The organism is Actinotalea solisilvae (genome assembly GCF_016464425.1).
Taxonomy (GTDB): domain Bacteria; phylum Actinomycetota; class Actinomycetes; order Actinomycetales; family Cellulomonadaceae; genus Actinotalea; species Actinotalea solisilvae.
Window position 1 is genome coordinate 64,739 of record NZ_JADDKQ010000004.1, and the last position, 23,882, is coordinate 88,620.

The following is a 23,882-nucleotide window of genomic DNA, read 5'->3' on the forward strand; positions in this document are numbered from 1 at the left end:
TGTCCGTACGGAAGCAGAGGAACCACTGATGGCTGCACCTCAGCGCAGCAACACCGGCGCCCAGGGCGGCGCGGGCGGTGACCGCCGCGACGGTGGTCGCCGCGACGGCGGACGTCGCGGAGACGCCGCCGAGAAGAGTGCCTTCGTCGAGCGAGTGGTCACCATCAACCGGGTGTCCAAGGTCGTCAAGGGTGGTCGTCGCTTCAGCTTCACGGCGCTCGTCGTCGTGGGCGACGGTGACGGCACCGTCGGCGTCGGCTACGGCAAGGCCAAGGAGGTCCCCGCGGCGATCGCCAAGGGTGTCGAGGAGGCGAAGAAGAGCTTCTTCCGCGTCCCGCGCATCCAGGGCACGATCCCGCACCCGATCACGGGTGAGGCCGCCGCGGGCGTCGTCTTCCTGCGTCCGGCGTCGCCGGGTACCGGTGTCATCGCCGGTGGTCCCGTGCGTGCGGTGCTCGAGTGCGCCGGCATCCACGACGTCCTGTCGAAGTCCATGGGCTCGTCCAACGCGATCAACATCGTCCACGCGACGGTCGCGGCGCTGCGCGGGCTCGAGGAGCCCGAGGCCGTGGCTGCGCGCCGCGGGCTGTCGCTCGAGCACGTGACGCCGGCCTCGATGCTGCGTGCGCGCGCCGCGGGCGTCGCCGCGAAGGCGGGTGCGTGATGGCCCGGCTCAAGGTGACCCAGACCAAGTCCGCCATCGGCGGCAAGCAGAACCAGCGCGACACGCTGCGGACCCTCGGCCTCAAGCGCATCGGCGACGTCGTCGTCAAGGAGGACCGTCCTGAGATCCGCGGCATGGTCGCCACGGTGACCCACCTGGTCGCCGTCGAGGAGGTCGAGTGACCATGGCAGAGACCAAGAAGGACAAGGACGCGGCCGCCAAGGCGACCGCGACGACGTCCGCCAAGGCGGCCGCCGAGAAGCCGGCCGCCGAGAAGAAGGCGGCCGCGAAGAAGGCGCCCGCGACCAAGGCGACCTCGGAGGCCAAGGCCGACAAGCCGGCCAAGGCGACCAAGGCCGCCAAGGCCGAGGCGTCGGCCGCCGCCGAGAAGCCGGCGCGTGCCTCGAAGGCGACGACGGAGACCTCCGCCGCCGCCGACAAGCCCGCCAAGGCCGCGACGCGCTCGTCCGCGAGCACGAAGAAGGCCGCGCCCGAAGGCGCCGGTGGCACCCTCAAGGTGCACCACCTGCGTCCCGCCCCCGGCGCGCACACCGCGAAGACCCGTGTCGGTCGTGGTGAGGCGTCGAAGGGCAAGACGGCCGGTCGAGGCACCAAGGGCACGAAGGCCCGCTACCAGGTGCCCGAGCGGTTCGAGGGTGGGCAGATGCCCATGCACATGCGCCTGCCGAAGCTGCGCGGGTTCAAGAACCCGTTCCGCACGGAGTACCAGGTCGTCAACCTCGAGAAGCTCGCCACCCTGTACCCGCAGGGCGGGGACGTCACGGTCGAGGACCTCGTGGCCAAGGGTGCCGTCCGCAAGGGCGCGCCGGTCAAGGTGCTCGGCGACGGTGACGTGAGCGTCAAGCTCACGGTCGCCGTCCAGAAGGTCTCGGCCTCGGCCGCGGAGAAGATCGTCGCCGCCGGCGGCACGATCACCCAGGACTGAGCTGGAGCAGGGGCCGGGCCGCATCGCGACCCGGCCCCTGCGCCGTCCGGTGACGGACCTCGGTTAGGGTTCGCACGGGAATCGCGGCACCGCGGCGTCGGACATCGGACGCGGGCCGCACGCCGGGTCACCCGGCACGACGACACACCGCCCGCGGGCGGAGCAGGAGGACAGGTGCTCAGCGCATTCGCCCGGGCGTTCCGGACGCCAGACCTGCGGCGCAAGCTGCTGTTCACGATCGCGGTGATGGCCGTCTTCCGGCTCGGCTCGTTCCTGCCGACGCCGGGCGTCGACTACGGCAACGTGCAGCAGTGCGTCGAGGAGACGCAGGGCGCCAACGACCTGCTCGGCCTCATCAACCTCTTCAGCGGCGGTGCGCTGCTCCAGCTCGCGGTCTTCGCGCTGGGGATCATGCCCTACATCACCGCGAGCATCATCGTGCAGCTGCTGCGGGTGGTCATCCCGCACTTCGAGGCGCTGCACCAGGAGGGCCAGTCCGGCACGGCGCGCCTCACGCAGTACACGCGCTACCTGACGATCGGCCTCGCGATCCTCCAGTCGACGACGATCATCACGGTCGCCCGCAACGGCCTGCTCTTCGCGAACTGCTCGGTGCCGGTGATCCCGGAGGACGGCGTCATCACGATCCTCCTGATGATCATCACGATGACCGCGGGGACCGCGATCATCATGTGGCTCGGGGAGCTCATCAGCGAGCGCGGCATCGGCAACGGCATGTCGCTGCTGATCTTCACGCAGATCGCGGCGACCTTCCCGGTCGCGATGTGGTCGATCGCCGGCGGCGAGAACGGCGTGACGAAGTTCCTCATCGTCTTCGCCGTGATCGTCCTCGTCATCGGGCTGGTCGTGTTCGTCGAGCAGTCGCAGCGCCGGATCCCGGTCCAGTACGCCAAGCGCATGGTCGGTCGGAAGATGTACGGCGGCTCGAGCACCTACATCCCGATCAAGATCAACATGTCGGGCGTCATCCCGGTGATCTTCGCCTCGTCGCTGCTCGCGATCCCCGGGCTCGTCGCGCAGTTCGGCGACCAGACGGCCGGCTGGGTCCAGTGGATCTCGGTGAACGTCGCCGACCCGGCGTCCCCGCTCAACATCGGGCTCTACGTCGTCCTCATCATCTTCTTCGCCTACTTCTACACGGCGATCACGTTCAACCCGGACGAGGTCGCGGACAACATGAAGAAGTACGGCGGCTTCATCCCGGGCATCCGCGCCGGGCGCCCGACGGCCGAGTACCTGGACTACGTGATCTCGCGGATCACGGCGCCGGGCTCGCTCTACCTGGCGTTCGTCGCGATGATCCCGCTCATCGCGTTCATCCTGCTCGACGTCGGCACGAACATCCCGTTCGGCGGCGCCTCGATCCTCATCGTCGTCGGCGTGGGCATGGAGACGGTCAAGCAGATCGAGTCGCAGCTCCAGCAGCGACACTACGAGGGGTTCCTGCGGTGACGGCTCGACTGGTGATCATGGGGCCGCAGGGCGCCGGCAAGGGCACGCAGGCAGCGCGTCTGGCCGAGCGCCTGGGCGTGCCCGCGATCTCGACCGGGGACATCTTCCGGGCGAACATCAAGGGAGGCACCGAGCTCGGCGTGCTCGCGCAGTCGTACTCCGCGCGCGGCGAGCTCGTGCCCGACGAGGTCACGAACGCCATGGTGCGCGACCGCCTCGCCCAGGCGGACGTCGAGCCCGGCTTCATCCTCGACGGGTACCCGCGCAACGCGGCCCAGGTCGACGAGCTCGACGCGATCCTCGGCGAGCACGGCGTCACGCTCGACGCCGTCGTCGAGCTCACGGCGGACCGCGACGAGCTCCTCGCGCGGCTCGCCCGACGCGCCGAGATCGAGGGCCGCGAGGACGACACCCCGGAGTCGATCGCGCGCCGCCTCGACATCTACGCCGAGCAGACGGCGCCCCTCACGACCGCGTACGCCGCGCGCGACCTGCTCGTCCAGGTGGACGGCATCGGCGGGATCGACGAGGTCACCGAGCGCCTCGTCGCGGCCCTCGGCGCCGTCGTGCCCGACGCGGTCTGAGGTCGACGTGTTCGGCCGCGAGGCGATCGAGTACAAGACGCGCGAGCAGGTCCAGGCCATGCGCCGCGCCGGCCTCGTCGTGGCGCAGGCGCACGCCGCCGTGCGCGAGGCGGTCCGCCCCGGCCTGACGACCGCGGACCTCGACGCCGTCGCGGCGGGCGTCATCGAGGGCGCCGGAGCGACGCCGTCGTTCCTCGGCTACCACGGGTACCCGGCCACCCTGTGCGTGTCGGTGAACGACGAGATCGTGCACGGCATCCCGGGCGACCGGCAGCTCGAGCCGGGCGACGTCGTCTCGGTGGACTGCGGCGCGATCGTCGACGGCTGGCACGGCGACGCCGCGTTCACCGTGGTGCTCCCGGACGCGGACCCGGCCGACGTGGCGCTGAGCGACACGACCGAGCGCGCCATGTGGGCCGGCATCGCCGCCCTCGCGACGGGGGAGCGGCTCGGCGTCGTGGGCGACGCGGTCGAGGACGTCGTCGCGGCCGCGCCCGTGACCTACGGCATCGTCCAGGAGTACGTCGGCCACGGCATCGGCAGCGCGATGCACCAGCCGCCCGAGGTGCTCAACTACCGCGCCCGCGGCAAGAGCCCCAAGCTCCGCGCGGGCCTCTGCGTGGCGATCGAGCCGATGCTCACGCGCGGGTCCCGCATGACGCAGGTGCTCGAGGACGACTGGACCGTCGTGACCGAGGACGGCACCCGCGCCGCGCACTGGGAGCACACCGTCGCGATCGGCCCGGAGGGCATCTGGGTGCTCACGGCGGCCGACGGCGGCGCGCAGCGGCTCGCCGAGCTCGGCGTGACAGTCGCCCCGTGGGAGTGACCCGGACCGCGGAGGCCGTGGTTCACGGGCGCGCGAGGATGGCGTAGGATAGCCCGTTGGGTGCGTGTGCCCCCGATGTTCCCCGGCGAGTCCTCGTGGCAGCCAGGCGTCACCGGGGTCCCGGCACCCGCTCCCCGCTCGACAGCCCCTGACGGTCCCGACCGCCAGGGGAGTGCCCGCCGTCCGGCGGGTGCGACGAGCGGGACGTCGTGTCGTCACAGAGTTAGCGGAGGAAATGGCAAAGAAGGACGGTGTCATCGAGATCGAGGGCAGCGTGGTCGAGGCCCTGCCGAACGCGATGTTCCGCGTGGAGCTGGCCAACGGTCACAAGGTGCTCGCCCACATCTCGGGCAAGATGCGTCAGCACTACATCCGGATCCTCCCCGAGGACCGGGTGGTCGTTGAGCTGAGCCCGTACGACCTGTCCCGCGGCCGGATCGTCTACCGCTACAAGTAGTCCGCAGGTGATCGACAGATCACCCCCATCGACACTGCCGCCCGTCGCACGCTCGTGCGCGCGTGCGGCGGCGGAGGAACGCAGCATGAAGGTCAAGCCCAGCGTCAAGAAGATCTGCGACAAGTGCAAGGTGATCCGCCGGCACGGTCGCGTCATGGTCATCTGCGAGAACCTGCGGCACAAGCAGCGCCAGGGCTGACGCCCCGGCGTCCCGGCCTCGAGCCGGGAGCAGCAGGTCGACCCAGTCGACCACCGGCACCGCACCTGCGGTGACCGGACCAGCGCACGGTCAGCGCTCCTCGTCGGACCTCGGTCCGGCAGGCGCAACCCCCGGTCGGAGGCCGGGGCCCGCAGCAGCGGGAGGGCCGTGCGGAGGACCTCCGAGGCAGTACAGGAGTCATCAGTGGCACGTCTCGTCGGCGTCGACCTCCCCCGCGACAAGCGGCTCGAGGTCGCGCTCACCTACATCTACGGCGTCGGCCGTACCCGCGCGCAGCAGACGCTCGCCGCGACCGGCATCAGCCCGGACCTGCGCGTGAAGGACCTCGGCGACGCCGAGCTCGTCGCGCTGCGCGACCACCTCGAGGGGAACTACCGCCTCGAGGGTGACCTCCGCCGCGAGGTCGCCGCCGACATCCGCCGCAAGGTCGAGATCGGCAGCTACGAGGGCATCCGTCACCGCCGGGGTCTGCCCGTGCGCGGTCAGCGGACCAAGACCAACGCCCGCACCCGCAAGGGTCCGAAGCGCACCGTGGCCGGCAAGAAGAAGGCCGGGCGCAAGTAGCCCGCAGTCCGGGGCGCACCGCGCGCTGACGTCTCAGCGACCCGCGGCCCCCGGTCCGACGACCTCAGACCTCGAGAAGGAACGACATGCCTCCCAAGACCCGTACCGCCGGCGCCGCGCGCAAGCCGCGTCGCAAGGAGAAGAAGAACATCGCCGTGGGCGTCGCCCACATCAAGAGCACCTTCAACAACACCATCGTGTCGATCACCGACCCGTCCGGTGCCGTCGTCGCCTGGGCCTCCTCCGGCCAGGTCGGCTTCAAGGGCTCGCGCAAGTCCACGCCGTTCGCCGCGCAGCTCGCCGCCGAGGCGGCCGCCCGCCGCGCGCAGGAGCACGGCATGAAGAAGGTCGACGTCTTCGTCAAGGGCCCCGGCTCGGGCCGCGAGACCGCGATCCGCTCGCTGCAGGCGACCGGGCTCGAGGTCGGCTCGATCCAGGACGTGACGCCGCAGGCGCACAACGGCTGCCGTCCGCCGAAGCGCCGCCGCGTCTGACGCCGCCGTGGTGGGCGGGTCGCGCGCCGCGCGGTCCCGCCCACCGGCGCGTCCGGCGTCTGCGTGACCGCGGACCCGCACGACCAGCCTGACCAGCACGACCCTGCCGGGTGGACCGAGACCCGGCAGGCGCACCACGTGATGCGTCATATGGCGGACGCACACCGAGAGGAACACCACCGTGCTCATCGCACAGCGCCCCACCCTGACCGAAGAGGTCATCTCCGAGTACCGCTCGCGGTTCGTCATCGAGCCCCTCGAGCCCGGCTTCGGCTACACGCTCGGCAACTCCCTGCGTCGCACCCTGCTCTCGTCCATCCCGGGCGCGGCCGTGACGTCCATCCGCATCGACGGCGTGCTCCACGAGTTCAGCACGGTCAGCGGTGCCAAGGAGGACGTCACCGAGATCATCCTCAACATCAAGGAGCTCGTCGTCTCCTCGGAGAACGACGAGCCCGTCGTGATGTACCTGCGCAAGCAGGGTCCCGGCACGGTCACGGCTGCGGACATCACGCCGCCCGCCGGCGTCGAGGTGCACAACCCCGACCTGCACATCGCCACGCTCAACGGCAAGGGCAAGCTCGAGGTCGAGCTCACGGTCGAGCGCGGCCGCGGGTACGTCTCCGCCCAGCAGAACAAGGCCTACGACGCCGAGATCGGTCGCGTGCCGGTCGACTCGATCTACTCGCCGGTCCTCAAGGTGACCTACAAGGTCGAGGCCACGCGTGTCGAGCAGCGCACCGACTTCGACAAGCTCATCGTCGACGTCGAGACCAAGCAGGCCATCACGCCGCGCGACGCGCTGGCGTCGGCCGGCAAGACGCTGGTCGAGCTCTTCGGCCTGGCGCGCGAGCTCAACGTCGAGGCCGAGGGCATCGAGATCGGCCCGTCCCCGACGGACGCCGCGCTCGCCGCCGACCTGGCGCTGCCGATCGAGGAGCTCCAGCTCACGATCCGCTCGTACAACTGCCTCAAGCGTGAGGGCATCCACTCGGTGGGCGAGCTCGTCGCGCGCAGCGAGGCCGACCTCCTCGACATCCGGAACTTCGGCGCCAAGTCGATCACCGAGGTCAAGGAGAAGCTCGCCGGTCTCGGCCTGTCGCTCAAGGACAGCCCGATCGACTTCGACCCCACCGCTGCCGCCTACTACGACGACAGCGACTTCACCGAGGACGAGCTGTCCTGACGCCGTGGCGGACCGGCGCACCCGTGCGGCCGGTCCCGTGATCTTCGAGAACTGAGGAGTACAGACCATGCCTACGCCCACCAAGGGTCCGCGGCTCGGCGGCGGTCCGGCGCACGAGCGGCTCATCCTCGCCAACCTGGCGACGAGCCTGTTCGAGCACCGCCGGATCACCACGACCGAGGCCAAGGCGAAGCGGCTTCGCCCGCTCGCCGAGCGCCTCATCACGTTCGCCAAGCGCGGCGACCTGCACGCGCGTCGTCGCGTGCTCGCCACGGTCCGGGACAAGAGCGTCGTGCACGAGCTCTTCACCGAGATCGCGCCGGCGATGGCCGAGCGTCAGGGCGGCTACACGCGCATCACGAAGATCGGCCCCCGCAAGGGCGACAACGCCCCCATGGCGGTCATCGAGCTCGTCCTCGAGCCCGTGAGCCCGAAGCAGGCGACCGTCCGCGAGGCCGAGAAGGCCACGAAGAAGGCCGCCGCGCCGAAGTCCTCCACGAAGGCCGCTGCGGCGCCCGTCGAGGAGACCCCGGCGGACACGGTCGAGGAGACCCCGGCGGACACGGTCGAGGAGACCCCGGCGGAGGACCTCGGCGCTGCCGAGGAGTCCGAGGCCGTCGAGGAGTCGGCGCCCGAGGCCGACAAGGCCTGAGCACGCACGTCACGGGCCCGGACCGACGCGAGTCGGTCCGGGCCCGTCGTCGTCCCCGGCGTCGTAGGTTGGACGGGTGGACGTCGCACCCCCGCCCCCGTCGGCGTCGCCGGCGGACGACCCGCGCGTCCCCGTGCTGCTGCTCCACGGTGCGCGGGCGAGCCGCACGATGTGGCGCCCGCAGCTCGAGGCGCTGGACCGCGCCGGACGTCGCGCGCTCGCGGTCGACCTGCCGGGCCACGGCCTGCGGCGCGGCGAGCGGTTCGGCGTCGAGGACAGCTTCGAGGCGATCGACGACGCCGTCGCGGAGCTCGGCGGGCGCGCCCTCCTGGTGGGCCTCTCGCTCGGCGGCTACCTCGGCATCGCCTGGACCGCGCGGCACCCGCAGGCCGCCGTCGGGCTCGTGGCCGCGGGCTGCAGCACGGTGCCGGACCAGCCCGTCACCGGTGCCTGGCGTGCGCTCGCCCGCCTCATCGCGCGGCTCCCCGACCGGGGCGCCTGGCTCAACCGGACGATGGTCGACCGGGCCCTGCCGCCCGAGGCCGGTCTGGCGCTCGCGGAGGGCGGCTACGCGCTCGACGTCATGGTGGACCTCCTCGGCGCCGTCCGCGGCCTGCGGCCGCTCGAGGACCTCGCGCGCATCCGGTGCCCCGTGTGGGTGGTCAACGGCCGGTGGGACCACTTCCGCACCCAGGAGCGCGCGTTCGTCGCGGCGTGCCCCACGGCCCGCCTCGTGACGATCCCGCGCGCGACGCACCTGGTGAGCCTCGTGCGGCCGGTGGCCTTCAGCCGCGTCGTCCTCGATGCGGCCGACGAGGTCGACGCGACGCTGCGGACCGCGGCGGGGGCGGGCGCTCAGCCCGGCGCGTCGCCCGCGCCGCCCGGGGAGCGCAGCGACCACGCGCGGACGCCCCCGACGATCCCGGCGGAGTTCGGCACGACGACGACGTCGTCCCCCAGCGCCTCGAGCACGGCCGGCCGGATCCGTCGCGCGTTGCCCCCGCCGAGGTAGAGCCGGTCCCAGAGCACGACGGGCCGCAGGCCCTCGACCGCGCGGCGCACGCGCCGCGACCACGCGCCGTCGCCGAGCCGCCGCCGCTCGTGCTCGCCCAGGTAGGCGTCGTACGTCACGCCCCACCGCACCGGGGCGTGCGACAGCTCGAGGTGCGGCGCGAGCGTGCCGCCGTCGTACAGCGCCGAGCCCAGGCCCGTGCCCAGCGTGAGGACGAGCTCGAGGCCGCTGCCCGAGACGACGCCCGCGCCGTGCACCTCGGCGTCGTTGAGCACGAGCACGGGGTAGCCCAGCGCCTCGGCCAGCGCGGCCTCGACGTCCCGGCCGGCCCACGCCGCCACGAGCTCGGGCTCGACCCGGCTGCGGGGGCCCGACCGCGTCACGTAGTGGGGTGTGGCGATGACGACGCCGTGCCGGATCATCCCCGGCATGCCCACGGTCGCGCGGTCCGCGTCGGGCAGCCCGCGGGCGAGGTCGACGACGGTCGCGACGAGGCGCTCGGGCGGCAGCGGGTAGGGCGTGGGCACGCGCACCGGAGGCACGTGCATGGTGCCCGCCGCGTCGAGGACGGACGCCTTGATCCCGCCGCCCCCGCAGTCGACCGCGAGCGTGCGCGGCCCCGGGTGCGACGTGGTGCTCACCGTCGCGACCCTAGCGGCGCGGGAACGGGTGCACGACGCCGACGGCTACCGTGGCGCCGTGACCGCGACGCCCACCGAGCCCGCCGTGCGGGTCCGGCTCGACCTCGCCTACGACGGCACCGACTTCGCCGGCTGGGCGACCCAGCCGGGCCTGCGCACCGTGCAGGGCACGCTCGAGGCCGCGCTCGGCACGGTGCTGCGGTGCCCCGAACCGCGGCTCACGGTCGCCGGTCGCACCGACGCCGGCGTGCACGCGCGGGGGCAGGTCGCGCACGTCGACCTCGACCCGGCGGTCTGGGCGGCGGTGCGGGGACGCATGACCCGCGAGCCGGGGGCGGCCCTCGTGCGGCGCCTGGCGGGCGTGCTGCCGCCCGACGTCGTGGTGCACCGTGCGGGTCCCGCGCCGCGCGGCTTCGACGCGCGCTTCGCCGCCCTGCACCGCCGTTACGCGTACCGGATCGCCGACGACCCGGCGGCCGTGGACCCGCTGCGCCGGCACCTCGTCGTGCGGCACCGCGTGCCGCTCGACGCGGACGCGATGCGGGCCGCCGCGGCGCCGCTCGTCGGACGGCACGACTTCGCCGCGTTCTGCCGGCCGCGCGCGGGCGCCACGACGATCCGCACCCTCGAGGTGCTCACCGTCGAGCGGCCGGCGTCGGGCGAGGACGCCGGGCTCGTCGTCGTGGGCGTCCGGGCCGACGCCTTCTGCCACTCCATGGTCCGCTCGCTCGTCGGCGCGCTCACCGCCGTGGGGGAGGGCAGGCGGGACCCGGGCTGGCCCGCCGCGCTGCTCGACGGCGGCCGGCGCGAGGGCGTCGTCGCGCCCCCTGGCGGGCTGTGCCTCGAGGAGGTCGCGTACCCGCCGGACGAGGAGCTCGCCGAGCGGGCGGAGCGCACCCGCGCGCGCCGCCCCGACGCCGACGCGGCCCTGGGCCCCGCGGCGCGGGCGGCGACCGGCCCGGACCGCGCGGTCGGTGCCGCCCCCGACGCGGGGACGCTCGAGGGCTAGGGGCCGACCCTCAGCGGTCCCCGTCGATGTGCTCGACCGTGACCGGGCCCGCGGGCGGGACGCCGTCGTCGTCGAGGCCGGTGCCGTCGGCCGCGTCCTCGTCGACGACGTGGACGGCCGCCTCCTCCGCCGTCGCGGCGCTGCCGGCGATGCCGACGTCGTGCGCGACCACGCTCTCCGCGGGCGCGCCGGACGCCTCCGTCTCCGCCGCGGCCAGGCGGCCCGCGCGGTCCGGCTCGTCGCCACCCGTGCGCGCCGGCTCGTCCTGCGTCTCCCAGACGTCGGGCTCCTCCTGCGCGAGGCGCTCGTCCAGGCTCTCGCCCTCGAGCTGCTCGAGCTCGGTCTCGAGGCGGTGGTGCTGGGGCTGCCGCTCGGGCGGGGAGTAGCCCTCGTCGAGGACGCTGTCGACGCCGCGGTCGAGCAGCGTGTCGTCCTGCTGGAGCTGGTTGGTGTCGCCCTCGGCCGCCGACTCCGGGTCTGGCGTGGTGGCGCTGGTGTCTCCGTACGTGCTCATGGGCCCCACCGTCCCACCCGGTCCGGGCAGGCGCATCCGCACGCCGGGGACGTCCCGGCACCGAGGACCGGGGCCTCCGGTCGACGGCGCCGGCAGGGGGCGCAGGGGGGCGCAGGGGAAAGCGTGCGGGCCCACCCGCCCGGTGGCGGGACACTGGGGCCATGGGACACCTCGACCTCAGCGACATCGGCTACGTGCTCCCGGACGGCCGGCCGCTGCTGGCCGGCGTCGATCTGCGCGTCGGGGAGGGCGCGCGGGTCGCTCTGGTCGGGCCCAACGGCGCCGGCAAGACCACGCTCCTGCGCATCGCCGCCGGCGACGAGGCGCCGCACGCGGGCACCGTCGCCCGGAGTGGCGGCCTCGGCGTCATGCGTCAGCACGTGGGCCGCATCGACGACGACCGCTCGGTGCGCGACCTGCTCGCGTCGCTCGCGCCCGCCGCCGTGCGCGACGCGGCCGCCGAGCTCACCGCCGCCGAGCTCGCGATGATGGAGGTCGACGACACCCCCTCGCAGATGCGCTACGCGCAGGCGCTCGCCGACTGGGCCGACGTCGGCGGGTACGACGCCGAGGTGGGCTGGGACCGCGTGACGGACGCCGTCCTCTCGCTGCCGTTCGACCGCGCGCAGCACCGCGAGGTGCGCACGCTCTCGGGCGGCGAGCAGAAGCGGCTCGTCCTCGAGGCGCTGCTGCGCGGACCGGACGAGGTCCTGCTGCTCGACGAGCCCGACAACTACCTCGACGTGCCGACCAAGCGCTGGCTCGAGGCGTCGCTCGCGGCGTCGGGCAAGACCGTGCTGTTCGTCAGCCACGACCGCGAGCTGCTCGCGCGGACCGCGACGCTCGTCGCGAGCCTCGAGCCGTCGGTCGCGGGCTCGACGGTCTGGGTGCACGGCGGCGGCTTCGCGACCTTCGGCGAGGCGCGCGCCGAGCGCGTCGCGCGCGCCGAGGAGCTCACGCGGCGCTGGGAGGAGGAGCGCAGCAAGCTGCGCGAGCTCGTGCACACGCTCCGGACCAAGGCCGCGTTCAACGACGGCCTCGCCTCGCGGTACCAGGCGGCGCAGACGCGCCTGCGCAAGTTCGACGACGCCGGGCCCCCGCCCCTGCTGGCGCGCGACCAGGACGTGCGCGTCCGCCTCGTCGGCGGCCGGACCGCCAAGCGCGCCGTCGTCGCCGAGCGGCTCGAGCTCACGGGCCTCATGAAGCCCTTCGACGTCGAGCTGTGGTTCGGCGAGCGCGTCGCCGTCCTCGGCTCCAACGGGTCCGGCAAGTCCCACTTCCTGCGGCTGCTGGCCGCCGGCGGGACGGACCCGGACCGCGAGCACGCGCCCGTGCAGGACGGCGCTCCCCTGCCCGCGCCGGTGGCCCACACCGGGCGCGTCGTGCTCGGCTCGCGCGTGCGGCCGGGCTGGTTCGCGCAGACCGACCTCCACCCCGAGCTCGCCGACCGCACGCTGCTCGAGATCCTGCACCGCGGCGAGGGCGGCCGGGCCGGGATGGGGCGCGAGCCGGCGAGCAAGGCCCTCGACCGGTACGAGCTCGTCGCCGCGGCCGAGCAGCGGTACGGCACGCTCTCGGGCGGCCAGCAGGCGCGCTTCCAGATCCTGCTGCTCGAGCTCGGCGGCGCGACCCTGCTGCTGCTCGACGAGCCGACCGACAACCTCGACCTGCACTCGGCCGAGGCGCTCGAGCGCGGTCTGGCGGCGTTCGAGGGGACGGTCGTCGCCGTGACGCACGACCGGTGGTTCGCGCGCGGGTTCGACCGGTTCCTCGTCTTCGGCGCGGACGGCGAGGTCGTCGAGACGCCCGAGGCGGTCTGGGACGCCGGTCGCGTGCAGCGCGCCCGCTGAGCGTCGGCCTCGCGGCGGGCCGCGAGGGCGTCAGAGGAGCAGGCCGACGGCGACCGCGACCATGACGACCGCGACGAGCACGTCGAGCACCTGCCAGGCGCGCGGGCGGGCGAAGAGCGGGCGCAGGCCGCGCGCACCGAAGCCGAGCGTCGTGAACCACAGGACGCTGCCCCCGGCGGCGCCCGCGGCGAACAGCCAGCGCCCGTCCGGGCCGTGCTGGTTCGCGATCGAGCCCAGGAGCACCACGGTGTCGAGGTAGACGTGCGGGTTGAGGAAGGTCAGGGCGAGCGTCGTGAGCAGGACGCCGCGGTGGCCGGCGGGCGCGGCCGTCGCGGGGTCGAGGCGCTCGGGGCGGCGGGCACGCAGGGCGGCCTGGACGCTGAGGACGAGCAGGAACGCGGCGCCGCCCCAGCGGGCCACGCCGAGGAGCACCGGGTTCTCCGCGACGAGCAGGCCGAGCCCCGCGACGCCCGCGCCGACGAGGAGCGCGTCGGCGAGGGCGCACACCGCCACGACCGTGAGGACGTGCTCGCGACGGATGCCCTGGCGCAGCACGAACGCGTTCTGGGCGCCGATCGCCACGATGAGGGAGAGGCCGGTGAGCAGGCCGGTGAGTGCGGTCACGGGGACGACGGTAGGCGCGGCGGGCGATGAAGCACAGCGCAGGTTCCTCACCGACCCTTAGCATCGCTTCATGAGACTCGACCCCGCGCAACTCGCCGCGCTCGCCGCCGTCGTGGAGCGCGGCACCTTCGAGGCCGCGGCGCGGTCCCTGCACGTGACGCCGTCGGCGGTGAGCCAGCGGGTCAAGGCGCTCGAGCAGCGCAGCGGCCAGGTGCTCGTACGGCGCTCGCGCCCGTGCCGCCCGACCGCGGCCGGTCAGGTGCTCGTCCGGCTCGCCGGGCAGATGGCCCTGCTCGAGAAGGAGGCGCTGCGCGCGGTCGAGCCGGCGGGCTCGGGCACCCTGACGCTCGCCGTGGCCGTCAACGCCGACTCCCTGTCCACGTGGTTCCCGGCGGCGCTCGCGGGCCTGCCCGACGGCGTCGTCCTCGACCTCCGGCGCGAGGACCAGGACCACTCGGCCGGGCTCCTGCGCGACGGCGAGGTCATGGCGGCCGTCACCGCCGACGGGCGCGCGGTGCAGGGCTGCCGCTCCGTCCCGCTCGGCGCGATGCGCTACCTCGCCGTCGCCGCGCCCCGCTTCGTCGACGCGCGGCTCGGCGGGACCGACGTCGCCGTCGCCGAGCGGCTCGCGGACGCGCCGCTCGTGTCCTTCAACCGCAAGGACGCGCTGCAGGCGCGGTTCCTGCGCGAGGTGACCGGACGCCGCCCCAGCCCGCCCGAGCACCTGGTGCCGTCCAACGCCGCCTTCCTCGCCGTCGTCCGGGCGGGCCTCGGCTGGGGCATGGTCCCCGACGTCGCGGCGCGCGACGACCTGGCGTCGGGGGAGCTCGTCGAGCTGGTCCCGGGACGGCACCTCGACGTCCCGCTGCACTGGCAGCACTGGCGGCTCGACGCGCCCGCGCTCGCCGACCTCACCGAGCGCGTCCGGCGCGCCGCGGCGACGCTGCTCCACCCCGGCGGGGCATGATCGGTCGGACGCACGACCGGCGCGGCGGGGTGACGGAGCCCACCCCGGGGGCAGTTTTGCCCGTGCGGCGCACGACGGGTACTCTGGGACGTCGTTGTGCGTCCCGTGTGGCGTGCCCGCACGAGGAGTCGACCGGTCCAGGACCGGTCGGGAGCCCGTCGGGCAGCCGTGGACGACGACGACCACCATCGCCGCTCCGGCTCACCGCGGGAGCGCGATGCACCTCATTCAGCTACAGGAAACGAAGGCTACGACCGTGCGCACGTACACCCCGAAGCCCGGCGACGTCGAGCGGACCTGGCACGTCATCGACGCGAACGACGTCGTCCTCGGCCGCCTGGCCAGCCAGGTCGCCGTCCTGCTCCGCGGGAAGCACAAGGCCACGTTCGCGCCGCACGTCGACGGCGGTGACTTCGTCATCGTCATCAACGCCGAGAAGGTCGCCCTGACCGGCAACAAGCGCGAGCAGAAGCTCGCCTACCGTCACTCGGGCTACCCGGGCGGTCTGCGGGCGACCGCGATCGGCGAGCTGCTCGAGAAGAAGCCCGAGCGGGTCATCGAGAAGGCCGTGCGCGGCATGCTCCCCAAGACGTCGCTGTCCCGGGCGCAGCTGAGCAAGCTGAAGGTCTACGCCGGCCCCGAGCACCCGCACGCGGCGCAGCAGCCGAAGCCCTTCGACATCACCCAGGTCGCGCAGCAGGCCTGAGCCGGCTGTCGACGCACAGACGTAGAACACACAGAACCGAGGACGCACCCGTGGCCGACACCACCGTCGACATCGAGCTCGAGGGCGACGAGACGCCCAGCAGCTACACCTCCGAGACCGCCGCGCCGACCGGCCGCGGCCAGAGCCTCACGGCTCCCGGCCAGGCCCTCGGCCGCCGCAAGGAGGCCGTCGCGCGCGTGCGCCTCGTCCCCGGCACCGGCCAGTGGAAGATCAACGGGCGCACGCTCGAGGACTACTTCCCGAACAAGGTCCACCAGCAGCTCGTCAACAGCCCGCTCAAGCTCGTCGACGTCGAGGGTCGCTTCGACGTCGTCGCGCGGATCGTCGGCGGCGGCGTCTCCGGCCAGGCCGGCGCGCTGCGTCTCGGCATCGCCCGGGCCCTCAACGAGATCGACGCGGAGCACAACCGCCCCGCGCTGAAGAAGGCCGGCTACCTGACGCGCGACGCGCGGGTCGTCGAGCGCAAGAAGGCGGGCCTCAAGAAGGCGCGCAAGGCGCCCCAGTACTCCAAGCGCTGACAGACCGTTCCACCGACGGCCCCGATGGTCTCCATCGGGGCCGTCGGTCGTGACGGGGCAGGTCGGGCCCCTCGCGCCGCCGCTGCGGCGCGGTGCAGGTGGTCGGCGGGGGCGTGTGGGACAGTCGGTGCGACGAGGAGGTCTGATGGGTCGGTTGTTCGGTACCGACGGTGTGCGCGGGGTCGCCAACCGTGACGTCACGGCGGAGCTCGCGCTCGACGTGTCGGTCGCTGCGGCGCACGTGCTCGGCTCCACGGGGGCCTTCGAGGGGCACCGCCCCCGGGCCGTGATCGGCCGTGACCCGCGCGCGTCGGGCGAGTTCCTCTCGGCCGCCGTCGCCGCGGGCCTCGCGAGCGCCGGCGTCGACGTGCTCAACGTCGGCGTGCTGCCGACGCCCGGCGTCGCGCACCTCACCGGCGAGCTCGGCGTCGACCTGGGCGTCATGCTCTCGGCGTCGCACAACCCGATGCCCGACAACGGGATCAAGTTCTTCGCGCGCGGCGGCCAGAAGCTGCCCGACGACGTCGAGGACGCGATCGAGCGCCGCATGCGCGAGGACTGGGAGCGGCCCACGGGCGCCGCCGTCGGCCGGATCAGCATGGACGGCGTCTCGGGCACGCGGTACGTCGACCACCTCGTCGCGACCCTCCCGGGCGGCGAGGAGTCGCTCGCCGGGCTGCGCATCGCGGTCGACTGCGCCAACGGCGCCGCGAGCGAGGTCGGGCCGGCCGCGCTGCGCGCGGCGGGAGCCGACGTCGTCGTCATCAACGCGTCGCCCGACGGGCGCAACATCAACGAGAAGTGCGGCTCGACGCACCCCGAGCAGCTGCAGGCGGCCGTCGTGGCCGCGGGCGCCGACCTCGGCGTCGCGTTCGACGGCGACGCGGACCGCTGCCTCGCCGTCGACCACGAGGGGCGGCTCGTCGACGGCGACCAGATCATGGGCATCCTCGCCGTCGCGCTGAAGGAGCGTGGCGAGCTCGCGCAGGACACGCTCGTCATCACGGTGATGAGCAACCTCGGCCTCCAGCTCGCGATGACCGAGGCGGGCATCACGACGGTGCAGACGGGCGTCGGCGACCGCTACGTGCTCGAGGAGATGCGGCGCGGCGGGTACTCGCTGGGCGGCGAGCAGTCCGGGCACCTCATCATGGCCGCGCACGCGACGACGGGGGACGGGACGCTCACCGCGCTCCACCTCGCGGCACGCGTCGCCGCCACCGGCCGCACCCTGGCGGACCTCGCGTCCTCCGTGCGGCGCCTGCCGCAGGTCCTCGTCAACGTCAGCGGCGTCGACCGCACCCGCGCGGGCTCCGACGAGGGCGTCCTCGCGGCGGTCCGCTCGGTCGAGGACGAGCTGGGCCGGTCGGGCCGGGTGCTCCTGCGCCCGTCGGGCACGGAGCCGGTCGTCCGGGTCATGGTCGAGGCCGCCGAGCAGGACCACGCCGACCGCGTGGCGCACCGCCTGGCCGACGTCGTGCGGGAGCGTCTGGCGCTGTGACGGCGCCCGACGGCGGCTCCCTGCGCGAGCAGGTCCAGCGCCTGCTCGACGGGCCGCTGCCGCTGCCCATCGTCCAGGCCGGGGACCCGGTCCTCCGCGGGGTGGCCGCACCCTACGCGGGCGAGCTCGACGGCGCGCTCCTGCCGCGGCTCGTCGAGGCGATGCGCACGACGATGCACGCGGCGCCCGGGGTGGGGCTCGCTGCGACCCAGGTGGGGCTGCCCGTCGCGATCGCCGTGGTCGAGGACCAGTGGGAGGCCGACCCTGACAGCGCGCGGGTGCGCGAGCGCACGCCCGTGCCCTTCCGCGTGCTGGTGAACCCCGCGTACGAGCCCGTCGGCACCGAGCGGGTCTCGTTCTACGAGGGCTGCCTCAGCGTGCACGGCTGGCAGGCCGTCGTCGCCCGGTGGCGCACGGTGCGGCTGACGGCGCTCGACGAGCACGGACGCCCGGTCGACGAGGTGCTCACCGGCTGGCCCGCGCGCATCGTCCAGCACGAGACGGACCACCTCGCGGGGCGGCTGTACGTCGACGTCGCCGAGATGCGGTCGCTCGTCTCCCCGACCGAGGCGCTGCGGTGGTCGGCCGACCTCACGCCCGACCGCGCCGCCGCCGCCCTCGGCTTCCCGCTCGCCTGAGCCCGTCCGCACCGGACGGTGCCGGGGCCGGGGCCCCGCGCGGGTCAGCCGGAAGGCGGACGTCGTCCCCGCGCCCGGCGCACCGACCTCATCCGCTCGGGGGACGCGCGGCGGGACGCGGTCGGCGATGCTCGGTGCGACGCGCGTGCTCGGCGGCCGGTCTCAGGGTCGCCCCGGGGTCCGGTGGGGGGATCACCCCATGTCCTCGCGCCGCGTCGGGCCCTACCGTTGACCACGGGCGTCCCCCCAGGCGCCGCACCCAGACCCGCAGGAGCTGATGACGTGCTGGAAGGCCTCGAGGAGTGGGTCGTCGCGATGGCGGCGACACCGTGGGTCTTCGTCGCCCTCTACTGCTTCGCGACGATCGACGGCTTCTTCCCCCCGATCCCGAGCGAGTCGGTCGTCATCGCGCTCGCGGCGACCTCGATGGCCTCGGGGCACCCGAACTTCTGGGTGCTCGGCGCGGTCGCGGCGGCGGGGGCGTTCACGGGCGACCAGATCGCCTACTCGATCGGCAGACGCGTCCCCGTGCGGGACCTGAGGATCATGCGCGGGCGCCGCGCGCAGCAGGCGCTGACGTGGGCCGACAAGGCGCTCGCGGAGCGCGGCGCCGCCTTCATCATCGCGGCGCGCTACGTGCCGATCGGCCGCGTCGCGGTCAACATGACGGCCGGGGCGGTCGGCTTCTCGCGCCTGCGGTTCACCGCGCTCGCGGCGATCGCCGCGGTGACCTGGTCCATCTACTCCGTGCTGCTCGGGATCGGCGCCGGCGTGTGGCTCAAGGAGCACACGCTCGTGGCGGTCGCCGTCGGCGTCGTCGGCGGCCTGCTGCTCGGCCTCATCATCGACCCCGTCATCTCGTGGTTCGTCCGGCGGCGCCTGGGGCGACCTGAGCGTCGTGCCGCCGTCGACGACGGAGGGGACGACGACCAGCCGGCCGAGCCCGCCGCCGTCGCCGTGACCTCGGGCGAGCACGCCTGACGCCGCACCGGGGCCACGCCCGCGGGCGCGCGGGTCAGAGCTTGCGCAGCCGCACGCGCTCGACCGAGTGGTCGGCGCCCTTGCGCAGCACCAGCGTCGCGCGCCCGCGCGTCGGCAGGATGTTCTGCTCGAGGTTCGGCGCGTTGATCGAGTCCCAGATCTGCTCCGCGCGCGCGACCGCCTCCTCGTCCGTGAGCGACGCGAAGCGGTGGAAGAACGACTCGGGCCGCGCGAACGCCGTCTGGCGCAGGCGCAGGAAGCGGTCGACGTACCACTGCCGCACGTCGCTCGTCCGCGCGTCGACGTAGATCGAGAAGTCGAAGAAGTCGCTCACCGCGATGCTCGTGCCGCCCGCCGCGGTCGCGCGCGCGGGCTGCAGGACGTTGAGGCCCTCGACGATGAGCACGTCCGGGCGGCGCACGACGACGTGCTCGCCCGGGACGATGTCGTAGGACAGGTGGGAGTAGACGGGTGCGCGGACCTCGGGCCGGCCCGCCTTGACGGCCGCGACGAACCGCAGCAGCGCGCGCCGGTCGTAGGACTCGGGGAAGCCCTTGCGCTCCATGAGGCCGCGGCGCTCGAGCTCGCTGTTGGGGTGCAGGAAGCCGTCGGTGGTCACGAGCTCGACGTGCGGCGTCTCGGGCCAGCGGGCCATGAGCTCGCGCAGGACGCGCGCCGTCGTCGACTTGCCCACCGCGACCGAGCCCGCCACGCCGATGACGAAGGGCGTGCGCGCCGGGGCCTCGCGCAGGAACGTGGTCGACGCGGCGTGCAGCGCCGTCGTCGCGTTGACGTAGAGGGCCAGGAGCCGCGACATCGGCCGGTAGACGGCGTCCACCTCGGCGAGGTCGATCGGGTCGCCCAGACCGCGCAGGCGCGTGACGTCCGCGTCGGTGAGCGGGAGCGGGGTCGACGCGGAGAGGCGGCTCCAGGCCTCGCGGTCCAGCTCGACGTACGGCGTCGACGGCGTGATGGTGGTTCCGGGCACGCGCGCATTCTGCCCGTCCCGCGGCCCGCGCGCCGAGCCGGGCGACGCGTCCCGCTGCCCGTGCGGGCGCGCGGGGACGAGCGGCGCGAGCACCTAGACTCGGGCCCATGTGCGGAATCGTGGGTTACGTCGGGTCGCAGCACGCCAACGGGCGGCCGCTCGACGTCGTCATGGGTGGGCTCGCGCGCCTCGAGTACCGCGGGTACGACTCCGCGGGGGTGGCCCTGGTGACCCAGGACGCCGGGCTCGCGACGGCGAAGAAGGCCGGCAAGCTCGTCAACCTCGAGGGGCTCCTCGAGGAGCGGCCGCTCCCGCCCGCCACCGCCGGCATCGGCCACACGCGCTGGGCGACGCACGGCGCGCCCAACGACGTCAACGCCCACCCGCACGTCTCCGCCGACGGGTCGGTCGCGGTCATCCACAACGGCATCGTCGAGAACTTCGCGAGCCTGCGGGCCGAGCTCGCGGCCGACGGCATCACGATGACCAGCGAGACGGACACCGAGGTCGTCGCGCACCTGCTCGGCGCCGCCTACGCCGCGACGGGCGACCTCGCGGAGGCGATGCGGCTCATCGCGCGCCGGCTGCACGGGACGTTCACGCTCCTCGCGGTCGCGCGGGACACCCCGGACCTCGTGGTCGGCACGCGGCACGACTCGCCGCTCGTCGTCGGGCTCGGCGAGGGGGAGAACTTCCTCGGCTCCGACGTCGCCGCGTTCATCGCGCACACGCGCGAGGCGATGGAGCTGGGCCAGGACCAGGTCGTGTCGATCACGCCCGACGCGGTGACGGTCGTGGACTTCGAGGGTGCGACGGTCGAGCCGCGACGCTTCACGGTCGACTGGGACGCTGCCGCCGCCGAGAAGGGCGGCTTCGCCTCCTTCATGGACAAGGAGATCCACGACCAGCCCCACGCGATCGCCGACACGCTCCTGGGCCGCACCGACGACGCCGGCCGGCTCGTGCTCGACGAGGTCCGGGTCGACGAGGCCGTGCTCCGCCAGATCGACAAGATCATCGTCATCGCGTGCGGCACGGCCGCGTACGCGGGGCAGGTCGCCAAGTACGCGATCGAGCACTGGTGCCGCATCCCCGTCGAGGTCGAGCTCGCGCACGAGTTCCGGTATCGCGACCCCGTCGTCAACGCCAAGACGCTCGTCGTGGCCGTGTCGCAGTCGGGCGAGACCATGGACACGCTCATGGCCGTGCGCCACGCGCGCGAGCAGGGCGCGACCGTGCTCGCGATCGTCAACACGCACGGCTCGACGATCCCGCGCGAGTCCGACGCGGTCCTCTACACGCACGCCGGCCCCGAGGTCGCGGTCGCGTCGACCAAGGCCTTCCTCGCGCAGATCACCGCGGCGTACCTGCTGGGCCTCTACCTCGCGCAGCTGCGCGGCACCAAGTTCCCCGACGAGATCGCCGAGATCCTCCAGGACCTGCGCGAGATCCCGGACAAGGTCCAGACGGTCATCGACGCCTCGGGCCACGTCCGCGAGGTCGCGCGGTCCATGGCGGACGCGACGTCGGTCCTGTTCCTCGGGCGGCACGTCGGCTACCCGGTCGCGATGGAGGGCGCGCTCAAGCTCAAGGAGCTCGCGTACATCCACGCCGAGGGCTTCGCGGCGGGCGAGCTCAAGCACGGCCCCATCGCGCTCATCGAGGACGGGCAGCCGGTCTTCATCGTCGTGCCGTCGCCGCGCGGCCGGGACTCGCTGCACAGCAAGGTGATCTCCAACATCCAGGAGATCCGCGCGCGCGGGGCCCGGACCCTCGTCATCGCCGAGGAGGGCGACACCGACGTGCTCCCCTTCGCGGACGAGGTGTTCTACGTCCCGCGCACGCCCGTGCTGCTCGCGCCGCTGGTCTCGGTGGTCCCGCTGCAGATCTTCGCGTGCGAGCTCGCGACGGCGAAGGGCCTCGACGTGGACCAGCCGCGCAACCTGGCGAAGTCCGTCACGGTCGAGTGAGCCGGCGCGCGTGACCGGGGGGCAGCCGGGGCGTCCGGCGTGATCGTCGGCGTCGGGATCGACGTCGTGGACGTCGCCCGCTTCATGGCGACGCTCGACCGCGCCCCCGGCCTGCGCGAGAAGCTCTTCACGCCCGACGAGCGCGACCTGCCGGCGTCGTCGCTCGCGGCCCGGTTCGCGGCCAAGGAGGCCATCGCGAAGGCGCTCGGCGCGCCCGGGAACATGAGCTGGCAGGACGCGACGGTCCGGCGGGTGCTCGGCGGTCCGCCCGAGGTCGAGATCACCGGCACGGTCCAGGCGCGCGCGACGGAGCTCGGGATCGATCGCTTCCACCTGTCGCTCTCGCACGACGCGGGCATCGCGTCGGCCGTCGCGATCGCGGAGCGCGACCCGGCGTAACCTCCGCCGAACGGGGCCGGCACACCCTCGCACCGGGCGCGCCACGAGGCCCCGTCCGCCCGGGGCGGAGCGCCGTGCCGAAACGCACCGGAGTGTCCCGGCACAAGGCTCCGCGGTCGTGGCACGGGGCTCCTCGGTGGGCACGGGGCTCCGCGAACGGGCACCGGGCTCCGCGGTGGGGCACAGGGCTCCACCTATCGGGCCGCGCGGCGACGGCGCCGGGCGACCGTGGCCGGCCCCGCCCTGACCGCGGAGCGCCGTGCCGGGACGCGCCGGCGTGTCTTGGCACGCCGCTCCACACTCGTGGCACCCGGCTCCACCGGCCGGCACGGGGCTCCGCGGGTGGCACGGGGCTCCGCGGTTGGCACGGCGCTCCGCGGTTGGCGTGGGGCTCCGCGGAACGGGCACGGGGCTCCGCGGGCGGCACAGGGCTCCCCGGGGGCTCAGGCCTCCAGGGCCGGGATGACCTCGGACTCGAACAGCTCGATGCCCGAGCGGTCGTACGCCGCCTCGGCGAAGTACGTGATCGCGTACGTCATGCCGAGGCCCTGGAGCTCGCGCAGGCGGTCGACGACCTGCTCGGGCGTGCCGACGAGCGGCCCGGAGCGGAACGAGCGGTCGGACTCGGCGGCCTTCTCGGGGCTCAGCGCGGCGCGGTAGTGCTCCTCGAGCCGGTCGAGCCTCGCGTCGACGTCGGCCTGCGTGCGGCCGATGACCACGTTGTAGTTGGCCGAGCGTGTGATCGCGCCGAAGTCGGTGCCGACCTCGCGGCAGTGCTCCTCGAGGACCGCCGACTTGTGCGCGAAGCCCTCGGGCGTGCCGTCGAAGTTCGTGTACCGCGCGTACCGGGCCGCGATGCGCAGCGTCTTGCGCTCGCCGCCGCCGGCGATCCACAGCGGGATGCCGCCCGCCTGGAGCGGCTGCGGGTACACCCGCGCGCCGTCGACCTGGTAGTGCTTCCCGTCGAGGGTCGCCTCGCCGGTCTCCCACGCCTGCTTCATGATCTGCACGCCCTCGTCGAGCATCGCGATGCGCTCGCCCGCGCGCGGGAAGCCGTAGCCGTAGGCGCGCCACTCGTGCTCGTACCAGCCCGCGCCGATGCCCATCTCGACGCGGCCGCCCGAGACGACGTCGACGGTGGCCGCGACCTTGGCCAGGTACGCGGGGTTGCGGTACGCCATGCACGTGCACATCTGGCCCAGGCGCACGCGCGAGGACGCCGCCGCGAACGCCGCCATGAGGGTCCAGGCCTCGTGCGTGGCCTCCTCGCTCGGCTCCGGCGTCGTGTGGAAGTGGTCGTAGACCCAGACCGACTCCCAGGCGGTGCCGGCGTCGGCGTGCTGGACGAGGTCCCGCATCACGCCCCACTGGTCGGCCGGCGCGATGCCGGTGAGGTCGAAGCGCCAGCCCTGGGGGATGAAGAGTCCGAATCGCATGGGCCCAACCTAAACGATTCGACCCGGGGCGCCCGTCG

At 73.9% G+C, this 23,882-nt stretch carries 27 protein-coding genes and 1 pseudogene; 23 read left to right on the forward strand and 5 right to left on the reverse strand.

The annotated features are described in order from the left end of the window. Window positions 1-28 precede the first annotated feature (28 nt). From rpsE to JIG38_RS19990, 13 genes and pseudogenes are all read left to right on the forward strand, one after another. The gene (gene rpsE, locus JIG38_RS05140; RefSeq protein WP_199422695.1) at window positions 29-664 is read left to right on the forward strand and encodes a 30S ribosomal protein S5; all 636 of its coding nucleotides are present in this window, start codon (window positions 29-31) and stop codon (window positions 662-664) included. Continuing rightward, a complete protein-coding gene (gene rpmD, locus JIG38_RS05145) occupies window positions 664-846 on the forward strand; it encodes a 50S ribosomal protein L30 (RefSeq protein WP_149204222.1) in 183 nt (60 codons plus the stop codon). Before rpsE ends, rpmD begins: the two co-directional genes overlap by 1 nt. A gap of 2 nt (window positions 847-848) precedes the next feature. Further along, on the forward strand, window positions 849-1,610 hold the full coding sequence (gene rplO / locus JIG38_RS05150) for a 50S ribosomal protein L15 (RefSeq protein ID WP_199422752.1): 762 nt from the start codon (window positions 849-851) through the stop codon (window positions 1,608-1,610). A 174-nt stretch (window positions 1,611-1,784) separates the two neighbouring features. Continuing rightward, window positions 1,785-3,083, forward strand: coding sequence for a preprotein translocase subunit SecY (gene secY, locus JIG38_RS05155; RefSeq protein ID WP_199422696.1), 1,299 nt, complete (start codon window positions 1,785-1,787; stop codon window positions 3,081-3,083). Next, entirely contained in the window at window positions 3,080-3,667 is a 588-nt protein-coding gene (locus JIG38_RS05160; protein WP_199422697.1) for an adenylate kinase, read from the forward strand. The genes secY and JIG38_RS05160 overlap by 4 nt, the downstream gene beginning before the upstream one ends. A gap of 7 nt (window positions 3,668-3,674) precedes the next feature. Next, window positions 3,675-4,496, forward strand: coding sequence for a type I methionyl aminopeptidase (gene map / locus JIG38_RS05165; protein ID WP_199422698.1), 822 nt, complete (start codon window positions 3,675-3,677; stop codon window positions 4,494-4,496). 235 nt (window positions 4,497-4,731) lie between these two features. After that, window positions 4,732-4,953, forward strand: a complete 222-nt coding sequence (gene infA / locus JIG38_RS05170) for a translation initiation factor IF-1 (RefSeq protein ID WP_012867920.1) — start codon at window positions 4,732-4,734, stop codon at window positions 4,951-4,953. An 85-nt stretch (window positions 4,954-5,038) separates the two neighbouring features. Then, window positions 5,039-5,152, forward strand: coding sequence for a 50S ribosomal protein L36 (gene rpmJ / locus JIG38_RS05175; protein WP_009740505.1), 114 nt, complete (start codon window positions 5,039-5,041; stop codon window positions 5,150-5,152). A 204-nt stretch (window positions 5,153-5,356) separates the two neighbouring features. Continuing rightward, window positions 5,357-5,737: a 30S ribosomal protein S13 gene (gene rpsM, locus JIG38_RS05180; RefSeq protein WP_199422699.1), complete on the forward strand. Its 381-nt coding sequence runs from the start codon at window positions 5,357-5,359 to the stop codon at window positions 5,735-5,737. 86 nt (window positions 5,738-5,823) lie between these two features. After that, window positions 5,824-6,231, forward strand: a complete 408-nt coding sequence (gene rpsK / locus JIG38_RS05185; RefSeq protein WP_199422700.1) for a 30S ribosomal protein S11 — start codon at window positions 5,824-5,826, stop codon at window positions 6,229-6,231. Window positions 6,232-6,412: 181 nt separating this feature from the next. Continuing rightward, the gene (locus JIG38_RS05190) at window positions 6,413-7,417 is read left to right on the forward strand and encodes a DNA-directed RNA polymerase subunit alpha (protein WP_199422701.1); all 1,005 of its coding nucleotides are present in this window, start codon (window positions 6,413-6,415) and stop codon (window positions 7,415-7,417) included. 67 nt (window positions 7,418-7,484) lie between these two features. Then, the gene (gene rplQ, locus JIG38_RS05195) at window positions 7,485-8,069 is read left to right on the forward strand and encodes a 50S ribosomal protein L17 (RefSeq protein WP_199422702.1); all 585 of its coding nucleotides are present in this window, start codon (window positions 7,485-7,487) and stop codon (window positions 8,067-8,069) included. 76 nt (window positions 8,070-8,145) lie between these two features. Continuing rightward, window positions 8,146-8,847: pseudogene (locus tag JIG38_RS19990) on the forward strand (alpha/beta fold hydrolase); the annotation flags it as partial. Window positions 8,848-8,924: 77 nt separating this feature from the next. On the opposite strand, the gene JIG38_RS19995 reads toward JIG38_RS19990, so the two are convergent. After that, window positions 8,925-9,722, reverse strand: coding sequence for an ROK family protein (locus JIG38_RS19995; RefSeq protein WP_307844593.1), 798 nt, complete (start codon window positions 9,720-9,722; stop codon window positions 8,925-8,927). Window positions 9,723-9,780: 58 nt separating this feature from the next. On the opposite strand from JIG38_RS19995, the gene truA reads away from it, so the two are divergent. Further along, complete coding sequence (truA, locus tag JIG38_RS05205; RefSeq protein WP_307844595.1) at window positions 9,781-10,731, forward strand: tRNA pseudouridine(38-40) synthase TruA; 951 nt, start codon at window positions 9,781-9,783, stop codon at window positions 10,729-10,731. 10 nt (window positions 10,732-10,741) lie between these two features. Here truA and JIG38_RS05210 read toward each other — a convergent pair whose 3' ends face one another. Continuing rightward, entirely contained in the window at window positions 10,742-11,245 is a 504-nt protein-coding gene (locus JIG38_RS05210; RefSeq protein ID WP_233404484.1) for a DUF5709 domain-containing protein, read from the reverse strand. 161 nt (window positions 11,246-11,406) lie between these two features. Between JIG38_RS05210 and JIG38_RS05215 the strand changes: the two genes are divergently transcribed. After that, the gene (locus tag JIG38_RS05215; RefSeq protein ID WP_199422705.1) at window positions 11,407-13,095 is read left to right on the forward strand and encodes an ABC-F family ATP-binding cassette domain-containing protein; all 1,689 of its coding nucleotides are present in this window, start codon (window positions 11,407-11,409) and stop codon (window positions 13,093-13,095) included. A gap of 30 nt (window positions 13,096-13,125) precedes the next feature. Here the strand turns inward: JIG38_RS05215 and JIG38_RS05220 are convergent, their stop codons facing one another. Next, complete coding sequence (locus tag JIG38_RS05220; RefSeq protein ID WP_307844597.1) at window positions 13,126-13,719, reverse strand: LysE/ArgO family amino acid transporter; 594 nt, start codon at window positions 13,717-13,719, stop codon at window positions 13,126-13,128. A 70-nt stretch (window positions 13,720-13,789) separates the two neighbouring features. Here JIG38_RS05220 and JIG38_RS05225 point away from each other — a divergent pair, with 70 nt between their 5' ends. The 6 genes from JIG38_RS05225 to JIG38_RS05250 all read left to right on the forward strand — a co-directional run bounded on the left by JIG38_RS05225 (window position 13,790) and on the right by JIG38_RS05250 (window position 19,051). Further along, window positions 13,790-14,686, forward strand: coding sequence for a LysR family transcriptional regulator ArgP (locus JIG38_RS05225; protein ID WP_199422707.1), 897 nt, complete (start codon window positions 13,790-13,792; stop codon window positions 14,684-14,686). 256 nt (window positions 14,687-14,942) lie between these two features. Continuing rightward, window positions 14,943-15,392 (forward strand): 50S ribosomal protein L13, encoded by a 450-nt coding sequence (gene rplM, locus JIG38_RS05230; protein ID WP_199422708.1) that lies wholly within the window; start codon window positions 14,943-14,945, stop codon window positions 15,390-15,392. Window positions 15,393-15,442: 50 nt separating this feature from the next. Continuing rightward, on the forward strand, window positions 15,443-15,931 hold the full coding sequence (gene rpsI, locus JIG38_RS05235) for a 30S ribosomal protein S9 (RefSeq protein WP_199422709.1): 489 nt from the start codon (window positions 15,443-15,445) through the stop codon (window positions 15,929-15,931). A 145-nt stretch (window positions 15,932-16,076) separates the two neighbouring features. After that, entirely contained in the window at window positions 16,077-17,432 is a 1,356-nt protein-coding gene (glmM, locus tag JIG38_RS05240; protein ID WP_199422710.1) for a phosphoglucosamine mutase, read from the forward strand. Beyond that, the gene (locus tag JIG38_RS05245) at window positions 17,429-18,070 is read left to right on the forward strand and encodes a peptide deformylase (protein WP_199422711.1); all 642 of its coding nucleotides are present in this window, start codon (window positions 17,429-17,431) and stop codon (window positions 18,068-18,070) included. The genes glmM and JIG38_RS05245 overlap by 4 nt, the downstream gene beginning before the upstream one ends. 282 nt (window positions 18,071-18,352) lie before the next feature. Beyond that, complete coding sequence (locus tag JIG38_RS05250; RefSeq protein WP_307844599.1) at window positions 18,353-19,051, forward strand: DedA family protein; 699 nt, start codon at window positions 18,353-18,355, stop codon at window positions 19,049-19,051. A gap of 34 nt (window positions 19,052-19,085) precedes the next feature. On the opposite strand, the gene coaA is transcribed toward JIG38_RS05250, so the two are convergent. After that, entirely contained in the window at window positions 19,086-20,039 is a 954-nt protein-coding gene (coaA, locus tag JIG38_RS05255) for a type I pantothenate kinase (RefSeq protein ID WP_199422712.1), read from the reverse strand. 107 nt (window positions 20,040-20,146) lie between these two features. Here coaA and glmS point away from each other — a divergent pair, with 107 nt between their 5' ends. Further along, a complete protein-coding gene (gene glmS, locus JIG38_RS05260) occupies window positions 20,147-22,009 on the forward strand; it encodes a glutamine--fructose-6-phosphate transaminase (isomerizing) (RefSeq protein ID WP_199422713.1) in 1,863 nt (620 codons plus the stop codon). Between the two features lie 39 nt (window positions 22,010-22,048). Beyond that, window positions 22,049-22,408, forward strand: a complete 360-nt coding sequence (locus JIG38_RS05265) for a holo-ACP synthase (RefSeq protein ID WP_199422714.1) — start codon at window positions 22,049-22,051, stop codon at window positions 22,406-22,408. A gap of 443 nt (window positions 22,409-22,851) precedes the next feature. Here the strand turns inward: JIG38_RS05265 and JIG38_RS05270 are convergent, their stop codons facing one another. After that, window positions 22,852-23,844 (reverse strand): LLM class F420-dependent oxidoreductase, encoded by a 993-nt coding sequence (locus JIG38_RS05270; protein WP_199422715.1) that lies wholly within the window; start codon window positions 23,842-23,844, stop codon window positions 22,852-22,854. Between the last annotated feature and the right edge of the window lie 38 nt (window positions 23,845-23,882).

Bases quoted from the DNA above. Each gene is read 5' to 3' on its own strand.
- JIG38_RS05210 (WP_233404484.1), bottom strand. From the start codon at position 11,245: ATGAGCACGTACGGAGACACCAGCGCCACCACGCCAGACCCGGAGTCG.
- rplQ (WP_199422702.1), top strand. From the start codon at position 7,485: ATGCCTACGCCCACCAAGGGTCCGCGGCTCGGCGGCGGTCCGGCGCAC.
- JIG38_RS05225 (WP_199422707.1), top strand. From the start codon at position 13,790: ATGAGACTCGACCCCGCGCAACTCGCCGCGCTCGCCGCCGTCGTGGAG.
- rpsE (WP_199422695.1), top strand. From the start codon at position 29: ATGGCTGCACCTCAGCGCAGCAACACCGGCGCCCAGGGCGGCGCGGGC.
- infA (WP_012867920.1), top strand. From the start codon at position 4,732: ATGGCAAAGAAGGACGGTGTCATCGAGATCGAGGGCAGCGTGGTCGAG.
- rpmD (WP_149204222.1), top strand. From the start codon at position 664: ATGGCCCGGCTCAAGGTGACCCAGACCAAGTCCGCCATCGGCGGCAAG.
- rpsK (WP_199422700.1), top strand. From the start codon at position 5,824: ATGCCTCCCAAGACCCGTACCGCCGGCGCCGCGCGCAAGCCGCGTCGC.
- glmS (WP_199422713.1), top strand. From the start codon at position 20,147: ATGTGCGGAATCGTGGGTTACGTCGGGTCGCAGCACGCCAACGGGCGG.
- glmM (WP_199422710.1), top strand. From the start codon at position 16,077: ATGGGTCGGTTGTTCGGTACCGACGGTGTGCGCGGGGTCGCCAACCGT.
- rpmJ (WP_009740505.1), top strand. From the start codon at position 5,039: ATGAAGGTCAAGCCCAGCGTCAAGAAGATCTGCGACAAGTGCAAGGTG.
- rplO (WP_199422752.1), top strand. From the start codon at position 849: ATGGCAGAGACCAAGAAGGACAAGGACGCGGCCGCCAAGGCGACCGCG.
- JIG38_RS05215 (WP_199422705.1), top strand. From the start codon at position 11,407: ATGGGACACCTCGACCTCAGCGACATCGGCTACGTGCTCCCGGACGGC.
- JIG38_RS05270 (WP_199422715.1), bottom strand. From the start codon at position 23,844: ATGCGATTCGGACTCTTCATCCCCCAGGGCTGGCGCTTCGACCTCACC.